Source organism: Streptomyces sp. NPDC016640, from assembly GCF_043076215.1.
GTDB lineage: Bacteria > Actinomycetota > Actinomycetes > Streptomycetales > Streptomycetaceae > Streptomyces.
Genome location: NZ_JBIBRG010000001.1, coordinates 425,688 through 452,157 on the forward strand (window position 1 = coordinate 425,688; position 26,470 = coordinate 452,157).

General features: G+C 72.5%; 27 protein-coding genes. 16 read left to right on the top strand and 11 right to left on the bottom strand.

All coding sequences use genetic code 11. The features are described 5' to 3' along the window. Positions 1–107: 107 nt before the first annotated feature. Genes ACF07S_RS01970 through ACF07S_RS01980 form a run of 3 tightly spaced genes read right to left on the bottom strand, consistent with a single transcriptional unit; the run spans position 108 to position 2,460 of the window. A complete protein-coding gene (locus ACF07S_RS01970; RefSeq protein WP_391961569.1) occupies positions 108–527 on the bottom strand; it encodes a RidA family protein in 420 nt (139 codons plus the stop codon). Then, complete coding sequence (locus ACF07S_RS01975) at positions 524–1,297, bottom strand: IclR family transcriptional regulator (RefSeq protein ID WP_391961570.1); 774 nt, start codon at positions 1,295–1,297, stop codon at positions 524–526. Before ACF07S_RS01975 ends, ACF07S_RS01970 begins: the two co-directional genes overlap by 4 nt. Continuing rightward, positions 1,294–2,460, bottom strand: coding sequence for a sugar kinase (locus ACF07S_RS01980; protein WP_391973211.1), 1,167 nt, complete (start codon positions 2,458–2,460; stop codon positions 1,294–1,296). Before ACF07S_RS01980 ends, ACF07S_RS01975 begins: the two co-directional genes overlap by 4 nt. 133 nt (positions 2,461–2,593) lie before the next feature. Here ACF07S_RS01980 and ACF07S_RS01985 point away from each other — a divergent pair, with 133 nt between their 5' ends. Both ACF07S_RS01985 and ACF07S_RS01990 read left to right on the top strand, forming a co-directional pair. Further along, entirely contained in the window at positions 2,594–3,880 is a 1,287-nt protein-coding gene (locus ACF07S_RS01985) for an amino acid deaminase (protein WP_391961572.1), read from the top strand. A gap of 9 nt (positions 3,881–3,889) precedes the next feature. Next, positions 3,890–5,500 carry an amidohydrolase family protein gene (locus ACF07S_RS01990; RefSeq protein WP_391973212.1) on the top strand — a complete coding sequence of 537 codons (1,611 nt, stop codon included), beginning with the start codon at positions 3,890–3,892 and terminating at the stop codon, positions 5,498–5,500. A 22-nt stretch (positions 5,501–5,522) separates the two neighbouring features. Here ACF07S_RS01990 and ACF07S_RS01995 read toward each other — a convergent pair whose 3' ends face one another. Beyond that, complete coding sequence (locus tag ACF07S_RS01995; RefSeq protein ID WP_391973213.1) at positions 5,523–6,455, bottom strand: serine protease; 933 nt, start codon at positions 6,453–6,455, stop codon at positions 5,523–5,525. Positions 6,456–6,752: 297 nt separating this feature from the next. On the opposite strand from ACF07S_RS01995, the gene ACF07S_RS02000 reads away from it, so the two are divergent. After that, positions 6,753–7,964, top strand: a complete 1,212-nt coding sequence (locus tag ACF07S_RS02000; protein WP_391961575.1) for a pyridoxal phosphate-dependent aminotransferase — start codon at positions 6,753–6,755, stop codon at positions 7,962–7,964. A gap of 80 nt (positions 7,965–8,044) precedes the next feature. Then, positions 8,045–8,467: a hypothetical protein gene (locus ACF07S_RS02005; RefSeq protein ID WP_391961576.1), complete on the top strand. Its 423-nt coding sequence runs from the start codon at positions 8,045–8,047 to the stop codon at positions 8,465–8,467. An 862-nt stretch (positions 8,468–9,329) separates the two neighbouring features. Here ACF07S_RS02005 and ACF07S_RS02010 read toward each other — a convergent pair. Together ACF07S_RS02010 and ACF07S_RS02015 are read right to left on the bottom strand one after the other, a co-directional pair. After that, a complete protein-coding gene (locus ACF07S_RS02010) occupies positions 9,330–9,605 on the bottom strand; it encodes a DUF397 domain-containing protein (protein ID WP_391961577.1) in 276 nt (91 codons plus the stop codon). Then, on the bottom strand, positions 9,586–10,440 hold the full coding sequence (locus tag ACF07S_RS02015; RefSeq protein ID WP_391973214.1) for a helix-turn-helix domain-containing protein: 855 nt from the start codon (positions 10,438–10,440) through the stop codon (positions 9,586–9,588). The genes ACF07S_RS02010 and ACF07S_RS02015 overlap by 20 nt, the downstream gene beginning before the upstream one ends. 180 nt (positions 10,441–10,620) lie before the next feature. Between ACF07S_RS02015 and ACF07S_RS02020 the strand changes: the two genes are divergently transcribed. Both ACF07S_RS02020 and ACF07S_RS02025 read left to right on the top strand, forming a co-directional pair. After that, positions 10,621–10,824 carry a hypothetical protein gene (locus ACF07S_RS02020; protein ID WP_391973215.1) on the top strand — a complete coding sequence of 68 codons (204 nt, stop codon included), beginning with the start codon at positions 10,621–10,623 and terminating at the stop codon, positions 10,822–10,824. Next, the gene (locus ACF07S_RS02025; protein WP_391961579.1) at positions 10,824–11,324 is read left to right on the top strand and encodes an ATP-binding protein; all 501 of its coding nucleotides are present in this window, start codon (positions 10,824–10,826) and stop codon (positions 11,322–11,324) included. Before ACF07S_RS02020 ends, ACF07S_RS02025 begins: the two co-directional genes overlap by 1 nt. 146 nt (positions 11,325–11,470) lie before the next feature. Here the strand turns inward: ACF07S_RS02025 and ACF07S_RS02030 are convergent, their stop codons facing one another. Together ACF07S_RS02030 and ACF07S_RS02035 are read right to left on the bottom strand one after the other, a co-directional pair. Further along, positions 11,471–12,016: an IS5 family transposase gene (locus ACF07S_RS02030; RefSeq protein ID WP_391973216.1), complete on the bottom strand. Its 546-nt coding sequence runs from the start codon at positions 12,014–12,016 to the stop codon at positions 11,471–11,473. Then, a complete protein-coding gene (locus tag ACF07S_RS02035; RefSeq protein WP_391973217.1) occupies positions 11,905–12,486 on the bottom strand; it encodes a TetR/AcrR family transcriptional regulator in 582 nt (193 codons plus the stop codon). The genes ACF07S_RS02030 and ACF07S_RS02035 overlap by 112 nt, the downstream gene beginning before the upstream one ends. Positions 12,487–12,595: 109 nt before the next feature. Here ACF07S_RS02035 and ACF07S_RS02040 point away from each other — a divergent pair, with 109 nt between their 5' ends. The 3 genes from ACF07S_RS02040 (at position 12,596) to ACF07S_RS02050 (ending at position 14,030) form a co-directional block, all read left to right on the top strand. Continuing rightward, positions 12,596–12,988 (top strand): DUF4267 domain-containing protein, encoded by a 393-nt coding sequence (locus ACF07S_RS02040; protein WP_391961582.1) that lies wholly within the window; start codon positions 12,596–12,598, stop codon positions 12,986–12,988. 158 nt (positions 12,989–13,146) lie between these two features. Then, on the top strand, positions 13,147–13,611 hold the full coding sequence (locus tag ACF07S_RS02045; protein ID WP_391973218.1) for a DUF1772 domain-containing protein: 465 nt from the start codon (positions 13,147–13,149) through the stop codon (positions 13,609–13,611). A gap of 263 nt (positions 13,612–13,874) precedes the next feature. After that, complete coding sequence (locus tag ACF07S_RS02050; RefSeq protein ID WP_391961583.1) at positions 13,875–14,030, top strand: transposase; 156 nt, start codon at positions 13,875–13,877, stop codon at positions 14,028–14,030. Here the strand turns inward: ACF07S_RS02050 and ACF07S_RS02055 are convergent. Continuing rightward, complete coding sequence (locus ACF07S_RS02055) at positions 14,027–14,632, bottom strand: TetR/AcrR family transcriptional regulator (protein ID WP_391961584.1); 606 nt, start codon at positions 14,630–14,632, stop codon at positions 14,027–14,029. The two genes, ACF07S_RS02050 and ACF07S_RS02055, sit on opposite strands and share 4 nt — an antisense overlap. A gap of 132 nt (positions 14,633–14,764) precedes the next feature. On the opposite strand from ACF07S_RS02055, the gene ACF07S_RS02060 reads away from it, so the two are divergent. The 5 genes from ACF07S_RS02060 to ACF07S_RS02080 all read left to right on the top strand — a co-directional run bounded on the left by ACF07S_RS02060 (position 14,765) and on the right by ACF07S_RS02080 (position 20,162). Further along, positions 14,765–15,553 carry an SDR family NAD(P)-dependent oxidoreductase gene (locus ACF07S_RS02060; RefSeq protein WP_391973219.1) on the top strand — a complete coding sequence of 263 codons (789 nt, stop codon included), beginning with the start codon at positions 14,765–14,767 and terminating at the stop codon, positions 15,551–15,553. Between the two features lie 211 nt (positions 15,554–15,764). Beyond that, on the top strand, positions 15,765–16,841 hold the full coding sequence (locus ACF07S_RS02065) for a hypothetical protein (protein ID WP_391961586.1): 1,077 nt from the start codon (positions 15,765–15,767) through the stop codon (positions 16,839–16,841). Positions 16,842–16,856: 15 nt separating this feature from the next. Next, the gene (locus ACF07S_RS02070) at positions 16,857–18,032 is read left to right on the top strand and encodes a toxic anion resistance protein (RefSeq protein WP_391973220.1); all 1,176 of its coding nucleotides are present in this window, start codon (positions 16,857–16,859) and stop codon (positions 18,030–18,032) included. Then, a complete protein-coding gene (locus ACF07S_RS02075; protein WP_391973221.1) occupies positions 18,029–19,573 on the top strand; it encodes a substrate-binding domain-containing protein in 1,545 nt (514 codons plus the stop codon). The genes ACF07S_RS02070 and ACF07S_RS02075 overlap by 4 nt, the downstream gene beginning before the upstream one ends. Before the next feature lie 4 nt (positions 19,574–19,577). After that, a complete protein-coding gene (locus ACF07S_RS02080; protein WP_391961869.1) occupies positions 19,578–20,162 on the top strand; it encodes a hypothetical protein in 585 nt (194 codons plus the stop codon). 198 nt (positions 20,163–20,360) lie between these two features. Here the strand turns inward: ACF07S_RS02080 and ACF07S_RS02085 are convergent, their stop codons facing one another. After that, positions 20,361–22,181, bottom strand: a complete 1,821-nt coding sequence (locus ACF07S_RS02085) for a phosphoenolpyruvate carboxykinase (GTP) (RefSeq protein ID WP_391961589.1) — start codon at positions 22,179–22,181, stop codon at positions 20,361–20,363. A 337-nt stretch (positions 22,182–22,518) separates the two neighbouring features. Between ACF07S_RS02085 and ACF07S_RS02090 the strand changes: the two genes are divergently transcribed. Both ACF07S_RS02090 and ACF07S_RS02095 read left to right on the top strand, forming a co-directional pair. Continuing rightward, complete coding sequence (locus tag ACF07S_RS02090) at positions 22,519–23,223, top strand: hemolysin III family protein (RefSeq protein WP_391961590.1); 705 nt, start codon at positions 22,519–22,521, stop codon at positions 23,221–23,223. Positions 23,224–23,421: 198 nt separating this feature from the next. Then, positions 23,422–24,153 carry a Mut7-C RNAse domain-containing protein gene (locus tag ACF07S_RS02095; protein WP_391973222.1) on the top strand — a complete coding sequence of 244 codons (732 nt, stop codon included), beginning with the start codon at positions 23,422–23,424 and terminating at the stop codon, positions 24,151–24,153. Positions 24,154–24,360: 207 nt separating this feature from the next. Here ACF07S_RS02095 and ACF07S_RS02100 read toward each other — a convergent pair whose 3' ends face one another. Continuing rightward, on the bottom strand, positions 24,361–26,394 hold the full coding sequence (locus ACF07S_RS02100; RefSeq protein WP_391973223.1) for a thioredoxin domain-containing protein: 2,034 nt from the start codon (positions 26,392–26,394) through the stop codon (positions 24,361–24,363). Positions 26,395–26,470: the final 76 nt, after the last annotated feature.

The window sequence follows — 26,470 nt, forward strand, 5'->3', positions numbered from 1 at the left end:
TTTCGGGCAGGGGGGATCGCGGCACGGCGTCCCAGGGGGTGCGGGACGCCGTGCCGTGACGACGTACGGCGTGCGGCGTGCGGGTCGGGCGGGGTGCGGCGCGCGGGTCAGCCGAGGACGGCGAGCGCGTCGATCTCGATGAGGAGTCCGGCGGGCAGACCGACGTAGACGGTCGTGCGGGCGGCGGGCGGCTGGGTGAGGCCCTGCTCGCCGAAGTAGGCGTTGTAGATCTCGTTCATCTCCGCGAAGTGGTCCACGTCGGTGAGGTAGACGCGGATCATCATCACGTCGTCCCAGCTCGCGCCGCCCTCCTCGAGGATCGCCTTGACGTTGGCGAGGGTCTGGAGGGTCTGCTCGCGCAGGGTGGGGCCGGCCGGGGTGGGGGCCTTGCCCTCCTCGTGGGGGAGGAAGCCGACCTGGCCGGCGACCTGGAGGATGTTGCCCTTCTTCACGCCGTGGGAGAACTGCGCCGGCGGGACGGTGTGGGTGGCGGGGGTGAGCGCGGTCTTCTCGGTCTTGTCGGTCATGCGGTGTCCTTGTCGGGGTGGTGCACGGGGGTCCTGCCGGAGTACTCGCCGCTGATCGCGTCCGCGGTACGGCGCACGAGCGGGAGCAGGGTGAGGAGTTCGTCGGCGGTGACGACGACGTTCGGCGCGGAGACCGACATCGCGGCGACCACCCGGCCGTCGGCGCCGCGGATCGGCGCGGCGACGCAGTTGATGGACTCCTCGTGGCCGCCGAGGTCGGTGGCCCAGCCCTGTTCGCGCACCTTCTCCAGTTCGCGCAGGAACGCGGCCGGGTGGGGGGTCGAACGGGCCGTGTACAGGGGGTAGTCGAGCTTCTCCGCGAGGGCGCGGCGCTCGTGTTCGGGCAGGTCGGCCAGGAGCAGTTTGGCGACGGCGGCGACGGTGATGGCGACGGGCTTGCCGATCCGCGAGTACATGCGCACCGGGTAGCGGCTCTCCACCTTGTCGATGTAGAGGACCTCGTTCTCCTCGTACACGGCGAGGTGGACGGTGTGCCCGCACTCCTCGTTGAGGCGTACGAGGTGGGCGTGGGCGATCTCGCGCACGTCGAGGTTCTCCATCGCCTCCTGGGCGAGGGCGAAGAGGCGGGCGCCGAGGCGGTAGCGCTGGTCGGACTGGCGGTAGACCAGGCCGTGCTCGTGCAGGGTGCGCAGCAGGCGCAGGGCCGTGGACTTGTGCACGCCGAGGCGGTCGGCGACCTGTCCGAGGTCGGCGGGGCCCTCCGCGAGCAGCGGCAGGATGCTCAGCGCGCGGTCGACGGTCTGGCTCATGGGGTGCGTACCTCCTCCTCGGGCCCTTGGTCGGCGTGTGTCCAGCCGGGGCCGAGTCGCAGTCTCCCCCACGCGGTGTCGTCCAGGGCGGCCAGGCGGTCGGCGAGGGCGCGGGCGGGGGGTGCGGCGAGGTCGCCGGGGGCGGTGAGGGCGGCGGCGGCGGTGAGGTGGCCGTGGCGGAGGCGGGTGCGCAGGGGCAGGCCGCGCAGGGTGGCGGAGAGGAAGCCGGCGGCGAAGGCGTCACCGGCGCCGGTCGTGGCGACGACGTCGACGTCGAGGGCGGGGGCGGTCGCGGCCGGGCGGGGTGCGCGGACCGGCGCCGGCGGGGTGCCGCCGTGCCCGTCATTCCCCGCTCCCGGCTCCGCCCGGGCGGGGGGACCGCCGTCGCCCCGGGCGGCACGGCCGCCCGCGGTGCGGCCGAAGGCCACGGCCCTCCGTGCTCCCTGCTTGACCACCAGGATGTCCGGTTCGGGCAGGGCCGCGCGGATGGACGAGGGGCCTCCGTCGATCCCCCAGGCGGATTCGGCCTCGTCCTCGCCCACGAAGACGATGTCCGCGCCGCGGGCCAGTTCCAGCAGCACCTCGGGGCCGGGGCCGTCGCGCCACAGGCCCGGCCTGTGGTTGACGTCGAAGGAGATCAGGGGGCGGCCGGGGCGGGGGGCGGTCAGGTGGCGCAGCAGGGCCAGGCAGCCGTCGGAGAGGGCGGCCGTGATGCCGGACAGGTGCAGGACGCGTCCGGCGCCCGCGGCGTCGAGGTCGACGCCCGTCACGCTCATCGCGGAGGCCGCCGAGCCCGCCCGGTAGTAGGCGACCTCGTGGGTGTCGCCGGCCCGGTCGCCGGCCGTGCGGAAGTAGACGCCGGTGGGGCGGTCCGGGTCGCGGCGGACGTACGACACGTCGACGCCGTGGCCCGCGATCGTCTCCAGGAGGTGGTCGCCGAAGCCGTCGGCGCCCACGCGGCTGACCCACCGCGTGGTGTGCCCGGCCGCGGCCAGCGCGCAGGCGGTGTTGGACTCCGCGCCGCCGATGCCGCGGTCGAAGGAGGGGACGTCGGCGAGGCGGCCCGGCCGGGTGGGCAGGAACGTCACCATGGACTCGCCGAGCGCGACGACGTCCACGACGTGGGGGGCGTCGGGGGCGTTGCCGGGTCCGGTGACGGTCACGATGACGGGGCTCCTCGTCGGGTCGGGCGTCGCGGGGTCCGTTGACCCCGCGTGGCCGAGATGTTAGACAGCGTTGAGCGATATACGCAATGAGCGTTGCAACAAATGCAACGCACCTGATCAGGGAGGTCTGATGGTCCTCGACCCCGGCTCCGACTCCTTTGCCCAGCTCGCCCGGCTCGCCGAGGAACGCGTCGACCACCGCTTCAAGGGCCTCCCGCCGGACGCCGGGGGGCTGACCGTCGGCGAGCTGGCCGCGCAGCGCCGCAACCTGTTCACCGGCGGTTTCACCACCCCCGTGCTCGCGCTCTCCGCCGAGCGCCTGGAGCACAACCTGAGGCTGATGGAGACGTACGCGGACCGGCACGGGCTCGCCTTCGCCCCGCACGGCAAGACGTCCATGGCCCCGCAGCTCTTCCACCGCCAGATCGGGCACGGGGCGTGGGGCATCACCCTCGCCGTGCCGCATCAGGTGCGGGTGGCGCGGGCGTTCGGGATCCAGCGGGTCTTCCTCGCCAACGAGCTGGTGGACGCGGCGGCGCTGCGCTGGATCGCGGCGGAGCTGGACGCCGACCCGGGCTTCCGGTTCGTCTGCTACGTCGACTCGGTGCGCGGGGTCGAGCTGATGGACGCGGCGCTCGCGGGGGTCTCCCGCCCGGTGGACGTGGTCGTGGAGCTGGCCGCCGGGGAGGGCGCCCGCACCGGGGTGCGGACCGGGGCCGGGTGCGCCGCCGTCGCCGACGCCGTGGCCGGTGCGCGCGGGCTGCGGCTGGTCGGGGTCGCCGGGTACGAGGGCGAGGTGCCGGGGGCCGATCCGGAGCGGGTGCACGCCTGGCTGCGGCGGCTGGTGTCGCTCGCCGTGGACTTCGACGAGGCGGGCCGTTTCGCGGGCCTGGACGAGATCGTGGTGAGCGCGGGCGGCAGCGCGTGGTTCGACGCGGTGGCCGACGTCTTCGCCGGCATCCCCGGACTCTCCCTGCCCGTACTGAAGTTGCTGCGCTCGGGTGCGTACGTCTCGCACGACGACGGCCACTACCGCGAGCTGACGCCCTTCAACCGGGTCCCGGCGGAGGGGGCGCTGGAACCGGCGTTCCGGCTGTGGACGCAGGTGGTGTCCCGCCCCTCCCCCGAGCAGGCGTTCACCAACGCGGGCAAGCGGGACGCGGCCTACGACCTCCACCTGCCGTTCGCGCAGGTGGTCCGGCGGGACGGCGGTGAGCGCCCGGCCACCGGGATCTCGGTGACCGGGCTGTCCGACCAGCACGCCTGGCTGAGCACCACCGGGGAGGCCGATCTCCGGGTCGGCGACTGGGTGGGGCTCGGGCTGTCCCACCCGTGCACGTCCTTCGACAAATGGGTGCTCATCCCCGTGGCCGAGGCGGACGGCACGGTGGTCGACTACATCCGTACGTTCTTCTAGGGGGCCGGCGTGGAAGAGCTCGTCATCCGGGACGCGGACGTCGTGGACGGCTCCGGGGAGCCGTCGTACCGCGCCGATGTCGTCGTGGACCGCGGCAGGATCGTCTCGGTCGTGAAGGAGGCGGCGGACGCGGGCTGCCAGCGTCCTACGGCCCGCCGTGAACTTGACGCCGGGGGGCTGGTGCTGGCCCCCGGCTTCATCGACATGCACGCCCACAGCGATCTGGCGCTGCTGCGCGACCCCGACCACAGCGCCAAGGCCGCGCAGGGCGTCACCCTCGAGGTCCTGGGCCAGGACGGGCTGTCGTACGCGCCGGTGGACGACCGCACGCTCGGTGAGGTGCGCCGGGCGATCGCCGGCTGGAACGGCCCCGGCGACGACATCGACTTCGACTGGCGGTCGGTGGGCGAGTACCTGGACCGGCTGGACCGGGGCATCGCGGTCAACGCCGCCTACCTGATCCCGCAGGGCACGGTCCGCGCGCTGGTCATGGGCTGGGAGGACCGCGCGGCCACGCCCGGGGAGCTGGACCGGATGCGGCGGCTGGTCGCGGAGGGCATGGAGCAGGGCGCCGTCGGCATGTCGTCGGGGCTGACGTACACGCCCGGCATGTACGCCCAGGACTCCGAACTCACCGAACTGTGCCGGGTGGTGGCGTCGTACGGCGGCTACTACTGCCCGCACCACCGCTCCTACGGGGCGGGCGCCCTGGAGGCGTACGAGGAGATGGTGGCGCTCACCCGGGAGGCGGGCTGCCCGCTGCACCTGGCGCACGCCACGATGAACTTCGGCGTGAACAAGGGCCGGGCGCCCGAACTGCTGGCGCTGCTCGACGGGGCGCTGGAGGCGGGGGCCGACATCAGCCTCGACACCTATCCGTACACCCCCGGCTGCACCACCCTGGTGGCGCTGCTGCCGAGCTGGGCGAGCGAGGGCGGTCCGGAGGAGGTCCTGCGGCGGCTCGCGGACGAGAGCACCGCCGAGCGGATCCGCCACCACCTGGAGGTCACCGGCTCGGACGGCTGCCACGGCGTGCCCGTGGAGTGGGAGACCATCGAGATCTCGGGCACCGGCGACCCGGCGCTGGGCGCGTACGTGGGCCGTACGGTGCTGGAGTCGGCGCGGGCGCGCGGCGAGAGCCCCTGGGCGGTCGCGCGTGGGCTGCTGCTGAAGGACAGGCTGGCCCCGACGATCCTGCAGCACGTCGGCCACGAGGAGAACGTCCGGGCGATCATGCGGCACCGGGTGCACACCGGCGGCTCGGACGGCATCCTGCGGGGCGCGAAGCCGCATCCGCGCGCGTACGGCACGTTCCCGCACTATCTCGGGCGTTACGTCCGGGAGCTGGGGGTGCTGTCGCTGGAGGAGTGCGTCGCGCACCTGACCTCGCGGCCGGCCGCGCGGCTGCGGCTGGCGGACCGGGGGCTGGTCCGCGAGGGGTACCGGGCCGATCTGGTGCTGTTCGACCCGGCGACGGTCGCCGCGGGCTCCACCTTCGAACGGCCCCGGACGCCGCCGACGGGCATCCCGCACGTCCTGGTCGACGGGCGGTTCGTGATCGAGGACGGGCGGCGCACGGACGAACTGGCGGGGCGGGCGGTCCGCGGGACCTCCCGCTGACCGCCCGTCCCGGCGGAAACCGTTACGGCTTGGGGACCGTGCAGCCGCTCGCGTTCAGCTCGAGCCGGCTGTCCACGCCGAAGCAGGCGGGGAACGGGTACGTCTGCTGGGCGTAGTTGATGCCCTGCCGGACCGTCACCTGGCCGTTCTGGTCGACCTCGCACGGGTTGTTGACCGTGCAGCGCCCGCCGCTCTCGTTGCCGGTGTTGTTGACGGCGACCACCTTTCCGGTGGCGTCGTCGACGACCGGCGAGCCGGAGGTGCCGCCGATGGTGTCACAGGCGGAGGTGTAACGGACCGAGTCCTTCCAGGTCCAGTCGCCCTCCTTCATCCGGTACGCGAACCCGTCGATGGAGCAGCTGTAGATCCGCTTCCAGTACCCGGAGACCACGCTGATGGCGGTTCCGGCCGTCGGCCGGGTGTCGTTCAGCGTCAGCGCGTCGATGCCGTACGAGCTCCTGATCCGCGCGTAGGTCGTGCCGAGCCGGTAGATCGCCGCGTCCGTGTCGGTCATGGTGGCGTACAGGAGCCGGTCGGCGCGCAGGGTGGCGACCTTGGAGCCGGAGGAGTTCAGCAGCCCGAAGGTGCGGCTGGACGCCTGGTCGACGATCACCTGGCCGGGCGCCGGGAAGCCGCTCTCCAGGCAGTGGCCGTTGGTGAGCACCAGCGCCGGGTCGTCGGCCGCCGAGTCGGGCATCCGGACGACGGAACCGGAGCAGTTGCTGAGCGAGACGGTGCCGGCGAAGCCCACCGCGCCGGCCCGGTGCGCGGTGGGTCCGTTCAGGGTGTCCGCCGCGGTCCCGACCGTGCCGTCGACGACATCCGTCAACGTGGCCGGGACCGCGCCCGTGGTCGTGTCCGCGCCCGTGGGGGAAGGCGCGGCGGCGACCGCGGGAGTCGCGCCCGCCCCGGCGAGGGCCAGGGCGCAGAACGCGACGACGAGAGGTTTTCTCATGGGGGTCCCCTCTTGCGGCGTCGGGCGGCCGGACATCCTCCGGCCACCCACAAAATTGTCATGCGCATTGTTATGCCGTGGGCGAAGGGGGGACAAGGACGCGTTTCCGGCCGGTGGCCCGGCGCGCCGCGGCCCTCGGGGTCACCCGGATCCGGGGGCGAAGGGGGCCCGCCGCGGGGAGGCTCGGTGCGGGGTGACGAAGACGGACGGCCTCGCGGACACAACCACCCGAAACGACGCGTCCCACGTGTCGGAGAACACGGCCCAAAAGGCACGAGCGGGCCGTAAGCTCCCTGCATGCAGGTGATCCAGTCGACCAAGCTCGCCAACGTCTGTTACGAGATCCGGGGCCCGGTGCTCGAGGAGGCGATGCGACTGGAGGCGGCCGGTCACCGCATCCTCAAGCTGAACACCGGTAACCCGGCGGCGTTCGGTTTCGAGTGCCCGCCCGAGATCCTGGAGGACGTCCTCCGCAACGTCGCCTCGGCGCACGGTTACGGCGACGCCAAGGGCCTGCTGGCCGCGCGCCGGGCGGTGGTCATGCACAACCAGACCCTCGGCATCGAGACCGACGTCGAGCACGTCTTCATCGGCAACGGCGTCTCCGAGCTGATCGTGATGGCGATGCAGGGGCTGCTGGACGACGGCGACGAGGTGCTCGTCCCCGCCCCGGACTACCCGCTGTGGACGGCCGCCGTCTCGCTCTCCGGCGGCACGGCGGTGCACTACCGCTGCGACGAGCAGTCCGACTGGATGCCCGACCTCGCCGACGTGGAGCGCAAGGTCACCGACCGCACCAAGGCGATCGTCATCATCAACCCGAACAACCCGACCGGCGCCGTCTACGACGAGGCGGTCGTCAAGGGCCTGACGGACATCGCCCGCCGCCACAACCTGCTGGTCTGCTCGGACGAGATCTACGACAAGATCCTCTACGACGACGCGAAGCACATCCCCACGGCCTCCGTCGCCCCGGACCTCCTCACCCTCACCTTCAACGGCATGTCGAAGGCGTACCGGGTGGCCGGCTACCGGGTGGGCTGGATGTCGATCTCGGGCCCGCGCGCCCACGCCGACTCCTACATCGAGGGCCTGACGATCCTGGCGAACATGCGCCTGTGCGCGAACATGCCGGGGCAGCACGGCGTGGTGGCGGCGCTCAGCGGACGCCAGACGATCAACGACCTGGTGCTGCCGGGCGGCCGGCTGCGCGAGCAGCGGGACACGGCGTACGAGCTGCTGACCCGGATCCCGGGCGTGAGCTGCGTGAAGCCGAAGGGGGCGCTGTACCTCTTCCCGCGCCTGGATCCCGATGTCTTCAAGATCAAGGACGACCGGCGGATGGTCCTGGACCTGCTGCGCCAGGAGAAGATCATGGTCGTCCAGGGCACCGGCTTCAACTGGCCGGAGCCGGACCACTTCCGGGTCGTCACCCTGCCGTCGGTCACCGACCTGCGGGACGCGGTGGGCCGGATCGGCCGCTTCCTGGACGGGTACGGCCAGCCCTGAGACGGCGCACTTACGAACGACTCAACTTTAGACAGAATCTAATGTAGGATGGTTTCCTGCCGGCATCCAGGAGGCCATCCATGTACGAGCCGATCCGCACCAAGTCGGTCCACAGCACGATGGCCGGCACCTCCGACGACTTCCCCCACCGCACTCGTGAGGAAGAGCTGGACATCCAGCTCGCGGGCCATCTGGCCGCGCTGCTCACCGTCACCGACGAGTTGCGCGTGGTGGCTCACACGGCCGACCTGGACACCGCGGCCGAACGGCTCGCCGAGCAGGTAACCCGCCTGCGGGGAGGACGTGTGCCGGCCCGCGCGCCGGCGGCCGCGACCGGCCGCGAGCCGAACGCGGCCGCCCTGCACCGGCGGGCGCACGCCCTCGCCGGCCGCGCCCTGGTCGTCGCCGCCTCCCGCGCCGACACGGCGGTGGCGATCCTCGCCGCCGAACGGATGGACGCCCACAACGCGGCCCAGCAGCCGCGCACCCTCGCGTCCCACTGAGCCCACCGGGCTCCCACAGACGGCCCCGGTCCGCGTGCACCCGCAGCGACGCGCGGACCGGGCGCCATGAACGGCACCGCCGGCGGGGCACCCCGGGCAGCACGCCCGGGGTGCCCCGCCGGCGCTTTCCGCGCGGTCGGCGGGTGACGCGGAACGTCGCCGACGCCGTGGCCCCCTCGTGCGGGTCGTCGCCGGGCCGGCCGACCGTACGGGTCGTCTCGCCCCGGGTACGCGGCGGGTCGCCGACGGCGAAGGGGCCGTCCGCCTTGACGGTCGCGGTGCCGAGCCCCTGCGTACCGTTCGCGTCGGTGCGGGTCGCCGTGACCTTCAGCGGCTCGGCGGGAGCCGGACCGTCCAGTTCCAGCTTTCCGCGCACCGCCGGCGCCTCGCCCACGACGGCCTGGGCGGGGCTGGATGACATGCGGCCAGTACTGGTTTCCGGCGGTGCTGGTGGCGGCTCCTCCTGATCGGCGTCACCCGGATGACGATGACGTCGGTTCCGTCGGTGCCGACCGGGGCAACGCCCGGATTCCGGAGTCCCGTCGTGGTGTTCGGCGATGAACCGCACCGCGAGGAGGCAGGTATGCCGCCGAAAAACGGGAGCATCTCGGCCTCCGGTGTTCGCGCACCGCTCATGTGAGTGCGCACGTTGCATCAGTCCGCTGAATGCTCACCCTTTTCGGCAGGGTAGAGGTCCTCAGCCCCCGGGTGAGCATGTCCCGCCGGGTGGTGCAGCCGGCCGAGTACGCGGCACGGGTCACGGCACCCCGGGTGGTTCGGGGGACGTCCCGCCCGTGGCGGTGAGGCGGGCCGGTCGGCGTCGAAGCGGTCGACGCCGACCGGCCGTGGCACGCGGCGGGACCTACTTGAGGGACGTGACGAACGACGTCCAGGCCGGTGCCGTGATGGTGAGGACCGGTCCGTGGGGGACCTTGGAGTCACGGACGGGGACGACGGCGGTGTGGGCGTCGCAGACTTCGACGCAGTCGCCGCCGTCACCGTTGCTGTAGGTGCTCTTGCGCCAGCGGGCGGCACCGGGGAAGGCCTCGGCGACCTCCAGGCAGTCGCCGCCCGTTCCGTTGCTGTAGCTGCTTTTGCGCCAGACGGCGGTGCTCAAGTCATTCGTATTGCTTGCCATTTCGCACATCCTCAGCCGCTTGTTCGATCAGGGCGAGGGACGCCTCCAGGGGCAGTGCGGCGGCCCTGAGCCGATCGTATGCCTTACGGTATTGCTTCACGAGGGCCGGATCGTCAATGGTGTCCCCGCTGTACTGGGACTCCAAGTACACCAATGGTGGGGCATCAGGGAAGGTCATGACTTTCGCCATGCCCATCATTAGAGGGTGGGGCCCGCAGTTCCACGGAAGAACTTGTGGAACGATCCGGCGACGGCACGCCAGCCCGGCGATGCGCTCCAGTTGCTCTGCAGCCTGCTCCGGAGGAAGGACCGGCTGACGCAGGAGCCCTTCGGACAGGATCGCCCAGTACTCCGGTGTCTTGTGGTTGTCCTCGAAGAGGCGAGCCCGTGCCATCCTGGCGCCGACCTTCTCCTCCACCTCCGCGTCCTGTGCCAGCGGATGCGCCGACCGCATCACCGCTCGCGCGTACGCGTCCGTCTGCAACAGACCCGGAATCAAGTTCGGACACCATTCCTCAATGCTGTCCGCGTGCTTCTCCGCCTCCAGTACACGCTCGAAGTAGCTCGCGTAGCCCCGCCGTTTCGCCCTCCGCACGTCCTCGCACCGGCGCCGGAAGAACCCGTCCGTGCCGAGCACCTTGTCCACGTGTTCGGCCAGCTCCGCCGGCATCCGGCGCGTGCCGCGTTCGATCTCGCTGAGGTGGCTGGGGCCGTAGAAGCTGCCCTCGACGAGTTGCTGGAGGGTGAGTCCCGCCTCCTCCCGTTTCCAGCGCAGCTCGCTGCCGTAGAAGGTCGGGACGCCCGTCGAGCCGTCGATGTCCTTGCGCTGCCCCATCGTTCACCGTCCTTGGTGTGCCGTTACCGCCCGCTTCCCGGCGTTCCCCCGCCCCTACCGACTCCCGAACCGCATACGTGCAGTTCAGGACCGGGATGCCGAAGGGCTGTCACGCTACGTCGACCGGCGGCACAGTGTGAGCAGTTCGTCACACAGCGCACTGGAAGGTGTGAACCACCCATGCACAGCCCCTCCGAAGCCGACACCTGCGTCGAGGAACTGCGGGCGGCGCTCGCCGTCCACGGCATCCGGCTGCCGTCCCTCGGCGTCGACCTCCCGACGTTCGCCTCCGGTTGCCCGACCCGGCCGCTGATCACGCTCGGCACCTGCAACGTCCTGACCGCCCGGGCCCTGACCGCCGCCCTCCGCGAGGGAGCCGCGTGATGCGACCGGCCATGACGCTGGAACTGCTCGCGGCCCCGGCCGAGGTGTCCGGCGTGCGGCGGGCGCTGCGCGCCTACGGGACCGACGTCCAGCTCTGCGCGAGCGAGCTGGTCACCAATGCGATCCAGCACCTGGGCGAGGGTGTTCCCGTCACCGTCCGGGTGTGGTGCGACGACGGCGGCCGTACGCGGCTCGAGGTCACCGATCCCGACCCGCGTGCGCTGCCCGTCCTGCGTGCGGCGGTGCCCGACGAGGACGAGTCGGGGCGGGGGCTCGCGCTGCTCGACGCGCTGACGCTGAGGTGGGGCGTGGCGCAGGGGCCCGACGGCAAGACGGTGTGGTGCGAGCTGGGGGCACGGACGGCGGAGGCACCGGAAAGGGATGCCGTGGGTCCCCGGTGCCCACGAGCCGCTGTGGAGCCGCCGCAGGCCGACGAGGACGGCCTCGCCCCGGTCCCCGCGGCCGGGGGTGGAGCCGGGGCGAAGCCCGCGCCGCTGTAGCAGGCGGGTGTGGCGTGGCGGGTGTCAACGCCCCGTGCCGTCAGCAATGTCCGTGGGGAGTAGTCGGCCCGGCCGTCGGTCTGTCCGGCGGCGGGAAAGAAGGCCGGGGCCGGCAGTTGCCGTCGGCGACGGACGGATCTTCGTGGTCAGTCCGCCGCGGGAGCGGCCGATGGCGTGGTCGCCGGGTTCGCCGGCCGGGGCCCCTTTTTGCGGGCCCCGGCCGCGTGCTGATGAGCCCGCACGATCGTGGAGTCGACCGAGACCGCCCAGTTGAGGTCCTCGTCCGCGTCGGCCTGGGCCACCAGGGCGGTGAGGACCCGCTCCCATGTGCCGTCGACGGCCCACATCCGCAGCCGGTTGCAGACCCCTCGCCGGTTGCCGTACTTCTCCGGCAGGTGGACCCACTGCGTGCCGGTCTGGAACTTGAAGGCGATCGCGTCGATCACCTCACGATGGTCCCGCCGCCGGCCACCCCGCTTCGGCGTCCGGTCCGGGGGCAACGGCTCGATCCGCGCCCACTGCGCATCAGTCAACGGCACACCCGGACCAACGGCCAACTGATCCAAACGAAACTGCCCAGCTAGCCCTTCGGGACGATCCCTTCGATCAACAGGTCCAACCGGGACTCCTCGCCGTGCGTCGGTATGCGGCCGGTCGCCGACAGGGCGGAGATGCCGTGCAGAGCGGCCCACAGCAGTTCGGCACGTGCCTCCCGGTCCGTGCTGTCCTCGGGCAGTGCCTCCACGAACGCGTCGAACGCGGCACGCAGCGCGGCGGACGTCTCCTCGCTGGCGAACCGCAGCTGTGTGGGCATCACGAACATCGCCTGGTAGAGGGCCGGACGTTCGACGGCGAAACGCAGATAGGCCCGGCATACGGCGTGCAGGCGGCTCTCCCGCGCACGCCCCCCGGCGGCTGTCCTCGCACCGCGCAGCAACTCGGCCAGTTCGGCGAAGCCGTCCTCGGCGACGGCCGCCACGATCGCGTCCTTGCCCTTGAAGTGGCTGTAGAGCACGGGCTGGCTGTACTCCACGCGCTCGGCCAGGCGGCGGGTGGTGACCGCCTCCCAGCCCTCGGCCTCAGCCAGTTCGCGGGCCACGGCCAGGATGAGGCGGTGGCGCTCGGCGCGCTCCCGCTCACGACGGTTCCGGGTGATGGACATGCATGGATTCTAGCACCGCTAGACATCGGGCCATTGCTCGTTCTAGCATCGCTAGCGAAATGAGCGGCGCTCGCCAGAGGCCGTCGCCGTGAGCTGAGGAGAGCACCGCATGCCTGACGCCGTCACCACCGCCGCCACCGTCGTCACCTGGGCGATCGCCGCCGGGATCATCTTCATCGGCACCCGCTTCCTGGTGGCCCCGCAGCGTGCGGCAACAGATTTCGGGATCCCCGGCAACCGCACCGTGGACGACCTCAATTTCCGGGCCTGGCTCTCCGTCAAAGGCGTCCGTGACATCGTCTCCGGGCTCTTCCTGCTGATCGTCCTGCTCGCCGGCGACACTCACCTGCACGGCTGGATCATGCTGGCCGGCTCACTGACAGCCCTCGGCGACGCGCTGATCACCAAGCTCAGCGGCGGACCCGCAGCGGCGTACTACGGCATCCACGGGAGCACCGCCGCGGTCATGGCCGCCGCCGGCGCCGTACTGCTGCTGTCCTGACGCAGCCGTCTACGGGGAGCACTGCCGGGTCTCCTGCGCACCCCGCCGACGCCGGAATCACCGGCGTGGCACCCGGCCGGCCCCTCACCCCGCCCTCGCCCCGCGCGAGCGCAACCACCCCCGCGACCCCGGCCCACGCAAGGAACACCACAACCGCCATGAACACACTCACCGACGTCGCCGCACTCGTCGCCGTCTTCAGCACCGGGATCATCTACGGCACCGACGTCTTCTGCGCGCTGGTTCTGCGCCCGGCCGCCCGTGACGCGAGGGACGCCTCCGTCGCCGACCTGCTCGGCAGGGTCCACGCATACGGAGACCGCCGCCTGCCCCTGCCGGGTGTCCTGGCCATCGTCGCCACAGCACTCGCGACCGCAGTCACCGACAGCACTCCGGCTCGCACCGGCGGAGCCGTCGCCCTGACCGCGCTCCTGCTGTGGCTCGCCCTCTACCTGCGCGTCAGCGCACCCGTCAACAAGAGGCTCCGCGCAGCCGCGGCCGCCCACACCGTCCCGGCAGACACCAGACAGCTCCAGCAGCGCTGGGACAGCGTCATCTGGATACGTGCCCTCCTTCAGACCATCGCGCTGGCCGGCCTCCTCACGATCGTTCTCACCCGGTGACCCCGCCGAGGCCGCCGGTGAGGGCGCCTCACGGAGCGGGAGGGTCCTCCCGCTCCGTGAGGCGCCTGGCGCGTCGGTCCGGGGTTGCCGGAGGGGAGCGCCGGCCAAGGACCGGGCCGAGTGCGGCCGGCGCGCCGGAGGTCCCGAAGACCACGTCCACATGCTCGGGCAGCCCTTCGCCGGCGGAGAGGCCCCGCGTCTCGCCGACGCCCATGGCGCGGGCGACGCCGCAGCGGGGTGGCCGCCGGCGGGACCATCGTGGGGTGATCGACGCGATCGCCTTCGAGTTCCGGACCGGTACTCAGTGGGTGCACCTGCCGGAGAAGTACGGCAACTGGCGGGGTGTCTACAACCGGCTGCGGATGTGGGCCGGGGCACCTTCCTCCGGTCCGCCCGCTGATCCGAACGAAACCGCCTAGCCGTCCAGCAAGCGGGCTGTCGTGTCGTGACCGCCGCCCAGCGCGCCCACCACGGTCCGCACCATCAGAGCGACCCTCGCCCCGGTCTCGTCCGCGGTCTCCGAGGCCAGGGCCGGGGAGTCCGCGGGCAGGTCGTGGACCTCGTGCAGGAGGGCCAGGTAGACACGGCGGCACCAGACGGGGTCGACCGCGGTGATCGCTCCTGCGTCCCTCAGGCGGGCGAAGAGCAGGTCGAGGCCGTCGAGGACGGCCGGCGGGAGGGCCGCGGCCAGCTGTGCGCCGAAGCGGTGGCAGAGCTTGAGGTCGAAGACGATCTCCGTGAGACGGTGCAGCGCGACCAGGGGTGGCGCGGTCCTCACCCGCGCTTCCGCCAGTCCGGCCAGATAGCGCTGACCGATCCGTTCGGCCAGGGCGTCCAACAGCGCGGTGCGGGAGGCGAACCGGCGGTGGACGGTGGCGCGGGCGAGCCCCGCGGCGTCCGCGATCCGCTCCAGGGAGGCGGTGGCGTCCACGGCGAGCACCGCCTCGGCCGCTTCCAGGATGCGGGCCGTGCTGCGTTCGGCGTCCGCCCGGATCCGCCGGGGAGAGCTGTTCCCGCCCACGTCACCTCCTCTGCCTCGGAGCCACCCTACCTTCGCCAATAAGTGAGACAGGAAAGATGCAGTTATTGACATAACTGAGATTCCTCTGTTTCAGTTGCGACGCCCGATCCCCCTCCAGCACAGGAGCACGTCATGGATCTTCAGCTCGCCGGAAAGCACGTCCTCGTCACCGGGGCGAGCAGGGGCATAGGCCTCGCGATCGTTCGGGCGTTCCAGGAGGAAGGGGCCTCGGTGACCGCGACGGCGCGGCGCAGCACGCCCGAACTCGATGCCACCGGAGCCGCTTTCGTCCCCGCCGACCTCGCCACGGCCGACGGTCCGCAGCGCATGGTCGATGCCGTCCTGGCCCTCGGTCCCGGAATCGACGTCCTGGTCAACAACGCCGGTGGCGGCGAAGTGCCGCAGGAGGTGTTCGGCGACCCGCTCAACGGCGGGGACGACGTCTGGGCAACCGCGTTCACCCTCAACCTCCACGCGACGGTACGGACCACCCGCGCGGCACTGCCCTCGCTGCTCGAAGCCAAGGGTGCCGTGGTCAACATCAGCTCCGACAGCGCCCGGCGGCCGGGGGCGGAGCCGCTGCCCTACTCCGTCGCCAAAGCGGCCGTCAACGCCTTCACCCGACAGCTGGCCGAGCGCGTGGCACCCTCCGGCGTGCGGGTCAACGCGGTGTCGCCGTCAGCGACCCGCACGCCCCAGATCACGGGTGAGGACGGATACATCGCGCACGTCGCGGACAGCATGGGCGTCGGCCACGGCACACTGGTGGCGGCCCTGCCGAAGCGGACCGGGATGCTCACCGAGACCCTGATCGAGCCCGCCGAGATCGCCCGCGCGGTGCTGCTGCTGGCCTCCCCGACCATGCCGAGCGCGATCGGCGCGAACTGGTTCGTCGACGCGGGGGCCACCAAGACCGTCTGAGCGTGCTCCTCGCCGCTCCGCCGGACCGCCGTGCTCGCCCCCGGCCGGGTCAGGAGCGGATGCCCCCGGCCTCCGGACCGGCCATGTCCGTCGGGGTGACCGTCCCGCCCCGGCGGAAGGGCTGATTCCCGTTGCGTACCGGTATCACGCGGACACCGGCCGTTCACCGCGCCCGCCCAGGAACGTTGGATTCCGCAGGGATGCTCCGGACGTGAGACGGATTATGGGAATCGTCCTCGCGGTACTGCTGATCGGTGGCGTGGTCGCCGCCGTCGTCGCGGGCCGGAACAGCGAGGAGACGGGCACGGCAACGAAGACCGTGCGCATGGTGATCGGGTCGGAGAAGGCGGAGTTCTTCGCCGACCCGGACGTGGTGCAGGCCCTGGCCGCCCGGGGCTACACCGTCGAGGCCGAGACCTCCGGGTCCTGGGCCATGGAAGGGCTGGACCTGAAGGGGTACGACCTGGCGTTCCCGTCCAGCCGTGCGCCCGCCGCCGAACTGGCCGAGAAGTACGGGGTGCGCGGCATGCTGCCGCGCCCCTTCTACTCGCCCCTCGTGGTCGTGTCCCGGCGCGGTGCCGCCGAGGTGCTCGCCGCGAACGGGCTGGCCGTGCTCGACGGGAAGAACCCGGGCACGCTGACGATGGACGCCTACCTCGACGCGGCCGAACGCGACCGCACCTGGCAGCAGCTCGACGGGGCCGAGGAGTACGGGGAGCTGACCGGCACCCTGTTCATCTCCAGCACCGACCCGGAGACCTCCAACTCCGGCGCGCTGTACCTGGCCGCCGCCTCCTACGTCGCCAACGGCGGCAAGGTGGTCGCGAGCGACGCCGAGGTCGGGCGGACCGCTCCCCTGCTGCACAAGCTGATCAGCGTCCAGGGCGCCCAGCAGTCCAGCACGGACGCGGCGTTCCGGGACTTCGTCAGCGGGGCCGGCAACCCGCTCGTCCTCGTCTACGAGTCCCAGGTGGCCGCGCTCCTCGACGAGCAGCAGAACGCGGACGACCTCGTCGTCCTCTACCCGGACACCACGGTCAACAGCGACCACACCGTCGTCCCGCTCACCGAGGACGGCCGGAAACTCGCCGAACTCCTCGGCGGCGACACGGCGCTGCGCAAGCTGGCCGTCCGGCACGGCTTCCGCCCGCAGGGCGACGTCACCGAGTTCGCGGCGGCCGCCGTGGGCCGCACCGCCTACCTCAAGCAGCAACTGACCGGCGTCCGCCAGGCGCCCGTGCCCACCTCCGCGGTGCTGCACGAGCTGGCGCGACGGGCGCGCGGATAAGGGGGACGACACCAAGTGAGCACCACTGACGGCGACTTCGCACTCACGCCACCCGAGCCCGTCGCTCCCGTGCCCCGGGAGAAGGCCGGCGGTCTCGTCCCGGTCGACGACGGCGTCCGCGCCGAGATGGCCGCCAGGGCCGCCGCGTACGTCGACGGCCTGGCCGCGCTGGACGCCCGCTCGCCCGAGTTCGCCGGCAAGGTCGGCGAGATCACCGCGCTGGGCGCCGGCGAGATGCGCACCGCCACCGCGCAGTCCAACCGCATGCTGGAGCGCACCGTCCGCAGCCTGCCCGACCGGGGCGGGGACGCCCAGGCCAAGGTCGCGGGATCACTCGTCGAACTGCGGCGCGTGGTCGAGGACCTGGACCCGCGGGAGCTGCCCGCGGGCAGGGGCCGCACGTTCCTCTCCCGGCTGCCGGGCGGCAAGAGGCTGCGCGACCACGTCGCCAAGTACGCCTCCGCGCAGGCCACCCTGAACGGCATCGTGGGCTCGCTGCGGAGCGGGCAGGACGAACTGCGCCGCGACAACGCCGCGTTGCAGACCGAGCGGGTCCGGCTGTGGGAGACCATGGGCAAGCTCCAGGAGTACGTCGTCCTGACGGAGGCCCTGGACAGGGCCGTCGGGCAGCACATCACCGGCGTGGAGGCCACCGACCCCGCGCAGGCCGGCTCGCTGCGCGCCGACGTCCTCTTCCCCGTACGGCAGAAGCACCAGGACCTGCTCACCCAGCTCGCGGTGTGCGCACAGGGCTACCTCGCCATGGACGTCGTACGCCGCAACAACGACGAGCTGGTCAAGGGCGTGGACCGGGCGGCCACCACCACCGTGTCGGCGCTGCGGATCTCCGTGATGCTGGCGTCCGCGCTGGAGAACCAGAAGAAGGTGGTCGAGCAGGTCGGCGCGCTGCGCGGCACCACCGAGGACCTGATCCGCGGCAACGCGGAGATGCTGGCGACACAGAGCGGGGAGATCCAGCGCATCGCCGCCGAACCGGCGGTCGGGGCGGAGACCCTGCGGAGCGCGTTCCAGCAGATCTACCGCACCCTCGACGCCATCGACACCTACAAGGTCCAGGCCACCGAGGCGATGGCGGCGACGGTGGAGAACCTGGCCTCCGAACTGCGGCACGCGAGCACGTACCTGGAGCGCGGCCGGGCACGGGGCGCGCTGGAAGGGGGCCTCGGATGAGGACGGGACCGGCCCTGGCGGCCCTGCTCGCCACCGCCACCCTGCTGACCGCGTGCACGGGCGGCGGGGACGGCCGCGAGGACACCGACCCGTACGCCGCCGAGCCGGGCACCCTCCGGGTCCTCGCCTCCAGCGAACTCAGCGACATGACACCGGTGTTCGAACGGATCGAGAAGGACACCGGCGTCACCCTCCGGCCCACCTACGTCGGCACCCTGGACGCCGTGGACATGCTGGCCGCGGGGACGACCGACGGCAGGTACGACGCCGTGTGGCTGTCCTCCAACGACTATCTGCGGCTGCGGCCGGAGGCGGCGGAGAAGGTCGTCTCGGAGACGCCCGTGATGTCCAGCCCGGTCGCCGTCGGCGTGCGCCCGGCCACCGTGGAGAAGCTGGGCTGGAAGCCGGAGGAGGTCACCTGGTCCGCGATCGAGCGGGCCGTGCGGGACGGCCGGCTCACCTACGGCATGACCGACCCGGCGCGCTCCAACTCCGGTTTCTCCACCCTGATATCGGTCGCCTCGGCGCTCTCCGGCGCCCAGTCCGCGCTCACCGACGCGGACGTGACGAAGGCGCGCCCGCGGCTGGAGGAGTTCTTCCGGGGACAGGAACTGACCTCGGGTTCCTCGGGCTGGCTGGCCGGCGCCTACGCCCGCCGCGGGGACGTCGACGCGCTCCTGAACTACGAGTCCGTCCTCGAGGGGTTCGAGAACCTGACGGTGATCCGCCCGAAGGACGGTGTCGTCACCGCCGACTACCCGCTGTCCTCCCTCGCCTCCACCGACGCCGCCACCCGCGAGGACGTGCGCCGGGTGGCCGGGGCGCTGCGCTCGGACGCCGTCCAGCGGCTGATCACCGACCACACGCACCGCCGCCCGGTCGTCGCCTCGGTCGAGCCGGCCACCGGGCTCGACACGAGCAGACGCCGCGAACTGCCCTTCCCGGGCAGCCGCACCGTCGCCGACGGCCTGCTCGACGCCTACGAGAACGAACTGCGCCGCCCCTCGCGGACGGTGTACGTCCTCGACACCTCCGGCTCGATGGAGGGCGGGCGCCTCACCCGTCTGAAGCAGGCCCTCACCCGTCTCACCGGCGACTTCCGCGACCGCGAGGAGGTCACCCTGATGCCGTTCGGCTCGGCGGTGAAGAGCGTGCGCACCCACGTCGTCGAGCCCGGCGACCCGCAGCGGGGCCTCGCCGCGATCCGCCGCGACACCGGGCGGCTGCGGGCCGAGGGCGAGACCGCGATCTACACGTCCCTGGAGAAGGCCTACGACCACCTCGGCACCGGCGAGGACACCTTCACCTCGATCGTGCTGATGACGGACGGCGAGAACACCGCGGGCGCCGGGGCCGCCGACTTCGAGTCCTTCTACCGGGGGCTGTCCGGGGACCGGCGGGACACCCCCGTCTTCCCCGTCCTGTTCGGCGACTCCGACCGCGCGGAACTGGAACACATCGCCGAGCTGACCGGCGGCCGGCTCTTCGACGGGCAGGGCTCGCTCGACGAGGCGTTCGAGGAGATCCGTGGCTACCAGTAGGGCGATGGCGTATCTGGAGTCCCGCAAGAACCTCACCGGGAGCGCGGGCGGGCTCGCCGGGCTGGTGCTGACGTTCACGGGCGCGGCGGGACCGTACTGGCCGGTCGTGGTGGCCGGCCTGTACGGCGCGGGCGCGCTGGCCGCCCCGCCGGAGCGGCCGGCGGTGCCGGACTTCCCGGACCCGTCCGCCCGGCTCGAGGAGGTGCGGGCCGACTTCGGCCGGCTGCGGGACTACCTGGCGGACGTCGAGCTGCCGGCCGCCGCCGGGGACCGGCTCACCGAGCTGACGGACCTGCTGGCCGCGCTGCTGGACCCGGGGTGGGTGGCCGAGGTCCTCGCCCGGGACCCGGACGCCGTGCACACCCTGTCCCGGGCCGTACGGCAGGACGTACCGGAAGCCGTCGACGCCTACCTCCGCACCCGCTGGTGGACCCGGCTGGCACCGGGCCAGGTGCCCCCGGAACGGCACCTGGAGCGCCAGCTCGCCCTGCTCCACGACGAGGCGAACCGCCTGGCCACCGACCTGTACGAGACGCAGGCCCGCCGCCAGGAGACCCACACCCGCTACCTGGAGAACCGCTCGGACTGACCCGCCCGTGCCCCCGCCCCCGCGCACAAGGGCGAGGGCCTGTGGCCGTCCCCTGCGCCGGGGCGGGCGGAGGGCACGGCCACAGGCCCGTGGTCCGCACGCCGTCGTGCGGGCCTCGCCGTGTGTCCCGCGGCCGGCCGTGACGATCGCTGGTCAGGGCATCCCGGTCCCAACCGGCCGCGGAGTCCGTGCGGGCGTTCAGCCCAGGCGCCTCACCAGCGCGTGATACTGGTCCCACAGCTCCTTGGGCGTGTGGTCGCCGAAGGTGTTCAGGTGGTCGGGGACCAGGGCGGCCTCCTCGCGCCACACGTCCTTGTCGACGGTGAGCAGGAAGTCCAGGTCGGCGTCGGACAGGTCCAGGCCGTCGGTGTCCAGCGCGCCCTTGGCGGGGAGCACGCCGATCGGGGTCTCGACGCCCTCCGCCCTGCCCTCCAGTCGCTCCACGATCCACTTCAGGACGCGGGAGTTCTCGCCGAAGCCGGGCCAGACGAACCTGCCGGCGTCGTCCTTGCGGAACCAGTTGACGTAGTAGATCCTCGGCAGCCTGGACTGGTCCTTGTCCTTGGCCACGTCGATCCAGTGACCCATGTAGTCGCCCATGTTGTAGCCGCAGAACGGCAGCATGGCGAACGGGTCGCGGCGCAGCTCGCCGACCCTGCCCTCGGCGGCGGCGGTCTTCTCGCTGGCCACGTTGGCGCCGAGGAAGACGCCGTGGTTCCAGTCGAAGGACTCCGTGACCAGCGGCACGGCGGTGGCGCGGCGGCCGCCGAAGAGGATCGCGGAGATCGGCACGCCCCCGGGGTCCTCCCACTCGGGCGCGATGATCGGGCACTGCGCGGCGGGGGTGGTGAAGCGGGCGTTGGGGTGGGCGGCGGGGGTGCCGGACCCGGGGGTCCAGTCGTTGCCCTTCCAGTCGGTGAGGTGGGCGGGGGCCTCCTCGGTCATGCCCTCCCACCACACGTCGCCGTCGTCGGTGAGCGCCACGTTGGTGAAGACGGAGTTGCCCCACAGGGTCTTCATCGCGTTGGCGTTGGTGTGCTCGCCGGTGCCGGGCGCGACGCCGAAGAAGCCGGCCTCGGGGTTGATGGCGTACAGGCGGCCGTCCTCGCCGAAGCGCATCCAGGCGATGTCGTCGCCGATCGTCTCGACCGTCCAGCCGGAGATCGTGGGCTCCAGCATGGCGAGGTTGGTCTTGCCGCAGGCGGAGGGGAAGGCGGCGGCGACGTACCGGGACTCCCCCCGCGGCGGGGTGAGCTTGAGGATGAGCATGTGCTCGGCCAGCCAGCCCTCGTCGCGGGCCATCACGGAGGCGATCCGCAGGGCGTAGCACTTCTTGCCGAGCAGCGCGTTGCCGCCGTAGCCGGAGCCGTAGGACCAGATCTCGCGGTCCTCGGGGAAGTGCGAGATGTACTTGGTGCTGTTGCAGGGCCAGGGGACGTCCTCCTGGCCCGGCTCCAGCGGGGCGCCCAGGGAGTGCACGGCCTTGACGAAGAAGCCGTCGGAACCCAGCTCGTCCAGGACCGGCCGGCCCATGCGGGTCATGGTGCGCATGGAGACGGCGACGTACGCCGAGTCGGTGATCTCGACGCCGATCGCGGACAGCGGCGAGCCGAGCGGGCCCATGCAGAAGGGCACGACGTACATGGTGCGGCCCTTCATCGAACCGCGGAAGACGCCCCGCTCACCGGTGAAGATCTCCCGCATCTCGGCGGGGGCCTTCCAGTGGTTGGTCGGGCCGGCGTCCTCCTCCTTCTCGGAGCAGATGAAGGTCCGGTCCTCGACGCGGGCGACGTCGGTGGGGTCCGACGCGGCGTAGTAGGAGCCGGGGCGCTTGACCGGGTCGAGCTTGCGGAAGGTGCCCCTGGCGACGAGCTCCCCGCACAGGCGCTCGTACTCGGCCTCTGAGCCGTCGCACCAGACCACCTGGTCCGGCTGCGTCAGGTCTGCGATCTCGTTGACCCAGGAGATCAGTCCCTGGTGGGTGGTGGGGACGCTGGGAGCCGCGATGTCGCGCGCCACGATTGCTCCTAAATGAGGGATTTTGTGTTGGGAGGCCCCGTGGGGGCTGCGACCCGGATGCTTCACGGTGGAGCCCTGGGCGCTCATCCGGTGTCGACCGCACTCATTTGATCATCCGACGAGAGCGCCCATCTGTCCAGAGGGGCGCACAAGTGAGCGACGTGACGATGGCCACGGTTTCTCCCGACGCCTTGCGCGCACGGTGCGTGGACCCGGCGACTCCTTTGCGTGACGGCCGGATTCCGCGGCGGGGGCGGGCGTGAGACCATGACCACTCCGCGCCGCCGAACCGGCACCCCGAGGCGTAACCTACGGTTCCGTAGGTACGATGTGGGATATGACTGCGTTCGCCCCCGACGTGCCCCCGGACCGTCCGGCCGACGGCCACGGCCCGGTGGCCACCTCTCTGCCGCATCCGGTCAAACCCAAGCTCCGCGGCTGGCTGCACCTCGGCATGTTCCCCGCCGCCCTGGTGGCCGGGCTGGTGCTGACCGCCTCCGCGGACTCACCCCGGGGCCGCCTCGCCTGCGGCGTCTACGCCCTGACCGCCTGCCTGCTGTTCGGCGTCAGCGCGCTGTACCACCGGGGCGACTGGAGCCCCCGGATGGACGGCGTGCTGCGCCGCCTCGACCACGCCAACATCTTCCTGATCATCGCGGGCACCTACACCCCGCTCACCATCCTGCTGCTGCCGGACTCCAAGGGCCGGTGGCTGCTGTGGGGCATCTGGGCCGCGGCCGCCGCCGGGATCCTCTTCCGGGTCTTCTGGGTCGGCGCCCCCCGCTGGCTCTACACCCCCTGCTACATCGCGATGGGCTGGGCGGCCGTCTTCTTCCTCCCCGACTTCCTGCGCACCGGCGGCGTCACCGTCCTCGTCCTGGTGGTCGCCGGCGGTCTGCTCTACAGCGCGGGCGGGGTCATCTACGGCCTCCAGAAGCCCAACCCGTCACCGCGCTGGTTCGGCTTCCACGAGGTCTTCCACACCTTCACCCTGGCCGCCTTCATCGCGCACTACGTCGGCATCTCCCTGGTGGCGTACTAGGCCCGCCGGCGGCGTGGGCGCGGGTCCGCACGGCGTCCCCGACGGGCGGCCCGGTGGAGGCCGGCCGGTACCGGGCCGGACGCGGTCGCAGCGACGACTTCGCCGGCCTCGCCGGCCGGGTCCTCGGCGTCTTCGGGCACGGCCCACCCGCCGCGGGAACCCCGGGCGTCCGATCCCGCGCATGACATCCTTGGCCGGGTGAACGGTCCCGAGATCCACCTCGAGTTCTCCCCCGAGCTGCTCGTCTTCGTCCCCCGGGCCCGCGCCACGGGCGCCGTGAAGTCCGCCACCGACGGCGTGTCCAGCCTCGGCCACCTCGTCGAGTCCCTCGGTGTCCCGCTGACCGAGGTCGGCGTGCTGCTCGTGGACGGCCACGAGGTGCCCGCCGGCCACGTCCCCGCCGCCGGCGAGTCGGTGACCGTACGCGCCGTCGCCCATCCCCAGCGGGTACCGGGCGCCCCCCTGCGCTTCCTGCTCGACGTGCACCTCGGCACGCTGGCGCGCCGGCTGCGGCTGCTCGGCGTGGACACGGCGTACGAGTCGACGGACATCGGCGACCCGGCGCTGGCCACCCGGTCGGCCGCCGAGCGGCGGGTCATGCTCAGCCGCGACCGGGGGCTGCTGCGCCGCCGGGAGCTGTGGGCGGGCGCGTTCGTCTACAGCACCCGCCCCGAGGAACAGCTCACCTACGTACTGGACCGCTTCCGGCCCGAGCTGCGGCCCTGGACCCGCTGCACCGCCTGCAACGGCCTGCTGCACCGGGCCACCAAGGAGGAGGTCGCCGACCAGCTCAAGGGCGGCACCCACCGCACCTACGACGTGTTCGCCCGGTGCACCGCGTGCGGGCGCGCCTACTGGAAGGGCGCGCACCACGAGCAGCTGGAGGCCATCGTGGAGCGCGCCCTGAGCCGGGACACCCACGGGGGCTGAGTGCCCCGGCCGGTACCCCTGCGACGAGCGGTGCTCCCCCGTCCCCGACGGCCTCGCCCACGGGGGGGCCTCCCGGCCTCCCACCGCCGGGCCGGCGACCGCCGCCGTGACCGCGCCGGCCTCCTCCCTGCTCACCACGGGGCTCACCACGGGCGCGCCGATCCTCGGCGCGCCCGGCGTTCATCCCCGGCCCCGGGGCCGGGCGGCTCAGCCGCCCAGCGCCGCGCGCAGCCGGTCCGGATCGGTCGTCGGCGCGTCGCAGGTGAAGTTGCGGCAGACGTACGCGGCCGGTCCGCCCCCGACCAGCGGCCGGTCGGCGAGCAACGGGAACTCGTCGCTCCCCGGGGTGCCGACGGCGACCACCGCGCCGGGCGCGGCACCCAGGAGTGCCGTGCGGTGCAGGGCGGTCGTCGAGGGGTCGTCGAGCGCCGGACCGACCACCGCGACCTCCCGCGGACCGTCCAGCACCGCCTCGGCGACCGCGAGCCCCCACCCGACGAACCTCGGCACCCGCGGCCCGAGCGCCTTCACCACGCCGAGCGCCCGCTCGGCGGCGGCGCGGTGCGGCTCCGACCCGGTGTGCGCGGCGTAGCCCAGCAGCGCGCCCGCGGCGGCCGTCCAGCCGGACGGAACGGCGTTGTCGGTGGGATCCTGCGGCCGCCGGATGAGCCGCTCCGCGTCGGCCGCCGTGTCGTACAGGGCACCCGAAGCGGGATCGGTGAACCGGGCGAGCACATGGCCGAGCAGCAGTCCGGCGAACTCCAGCCACACGCCCTCCCCCGTCACCGACGCGAGCGCCAGGAAGCCCTCGGCGACGTCCGCGTAGTCCTCCAGCACCCCCGCGTTGGCCCCGACACGGCCGTCCCTGCTGGTGCGGGAGATACGGGCCTGGTCGTCGAGGTGCAGCCGCACCAGCAGGTCACCGGCGGCGACGGCCGCCTCGGTCAGGTCCGGCCGGTCGAAGTAGGCCCCGGTCTCGGCGAGCGCGGCGATCGCGAGCCCGTTCCAGGCGGCGACCACCTTGTCGTCCCGGCCGGGCGCGGGCCGCGCGGAACGCGCCGCGAACAGCCGCTCCCTGATGCCGTCGATCCGCCCGGCGTCGAACACCTCGTCCCGTTGCGGCAGCCGCAGCACCGAGGCGCCCTCCTCGAAGGTGCCCTCCTCGGTCACCCCGAAGTACCGCGCGGCGAGTTCGGCGTCGTCCTCCCCCAGCACCCCGCGCAGTTGCGCGGGCGTCCACACGTAGTACGCGCCCTCGACGTGCCGTCCCGAGCCGTCGTCGCTGTCGGCGTCCAGCGCGGACGCGAACCCGCCCTCGCCGGTGCGCAGTTCGCGGACCATGAAGTCGGCGGTCTCCAGCGCCACCCGGCGCGCGAGCTCCGAGCCGGTGGCCCGCCACAGATGGGCGTAGACCCGGCACAGCAGCGCGTTGTCGTACAGCATCTTCTCGAAGTGCGGCACGACCCAGTCCCGGTCGACGGAGTACCGCGCGAACCCGCCGCCGAGCTGGTCGTAGATCCCCCCGCGCGCCATCCGCTCGCAGGTGTCCCGCGCCATCTGCAGCGCGCCCTCGGCACCGGTGCGGGCGTGGTGCCGCAGCAGGAACTCGATCACCATGGACGGCGGGAACTTCGGCGCCCCGCCGAACCCGCCGCGCTGCGGGTCGTACTCCCGGGTCAGCCCGAGCAGCGCCTGCGCGAGCTCCGGCTCGCCCGGCACCCGGTCGTCGCCGTAGGACAGCTCCCGCCCGGCCAGATCCCGCGTGATCTTCCCGGCGACCTCGTCGACCTCGTCCCGCCGCTCGTCCCACGCCTGGTGGACGCCGTCGAGCACCTGCCGGAAGGACGGCATGCCGTGCCGGGGCGCGGGCGGGAAGTACGTACCGAAGTAGAACGGCTCGGCGTCCGGCGTGAGGAACACGGTCATGGGCCACCCGCCCTGCCCGGTCGCCGCCTGCACCGCCTCCATGTAGACGGCGTCGACGTCCGGGCGCTCCTCGCGGTCCACCTTGATGCTGACGAAGTGCGCGTTCATGTCGTCGGCGGTGGCCCGGTCCTCGAAGGACTCGTGCGCCATCACATGGCACCAGTGGCAGCTCGAGTAGCCGACGCTCAGCAGCACCGGCACCTGGCGCCGCCGCGCCTCCTCGAACGCCTCCGGGGACCACGGCCACCAGTCGACCGGGTTGTCGGCGTGCTGGAGCAGATAGGGGGACGTCTCGTCGGCCAGTCGATTCGGCATATCCCCATCCTGCCCGACGAACCGGGAACCGTCGCAGGACGGCCCGGCCGGCACCGCCCGCCCGGGGCCCTCGCGC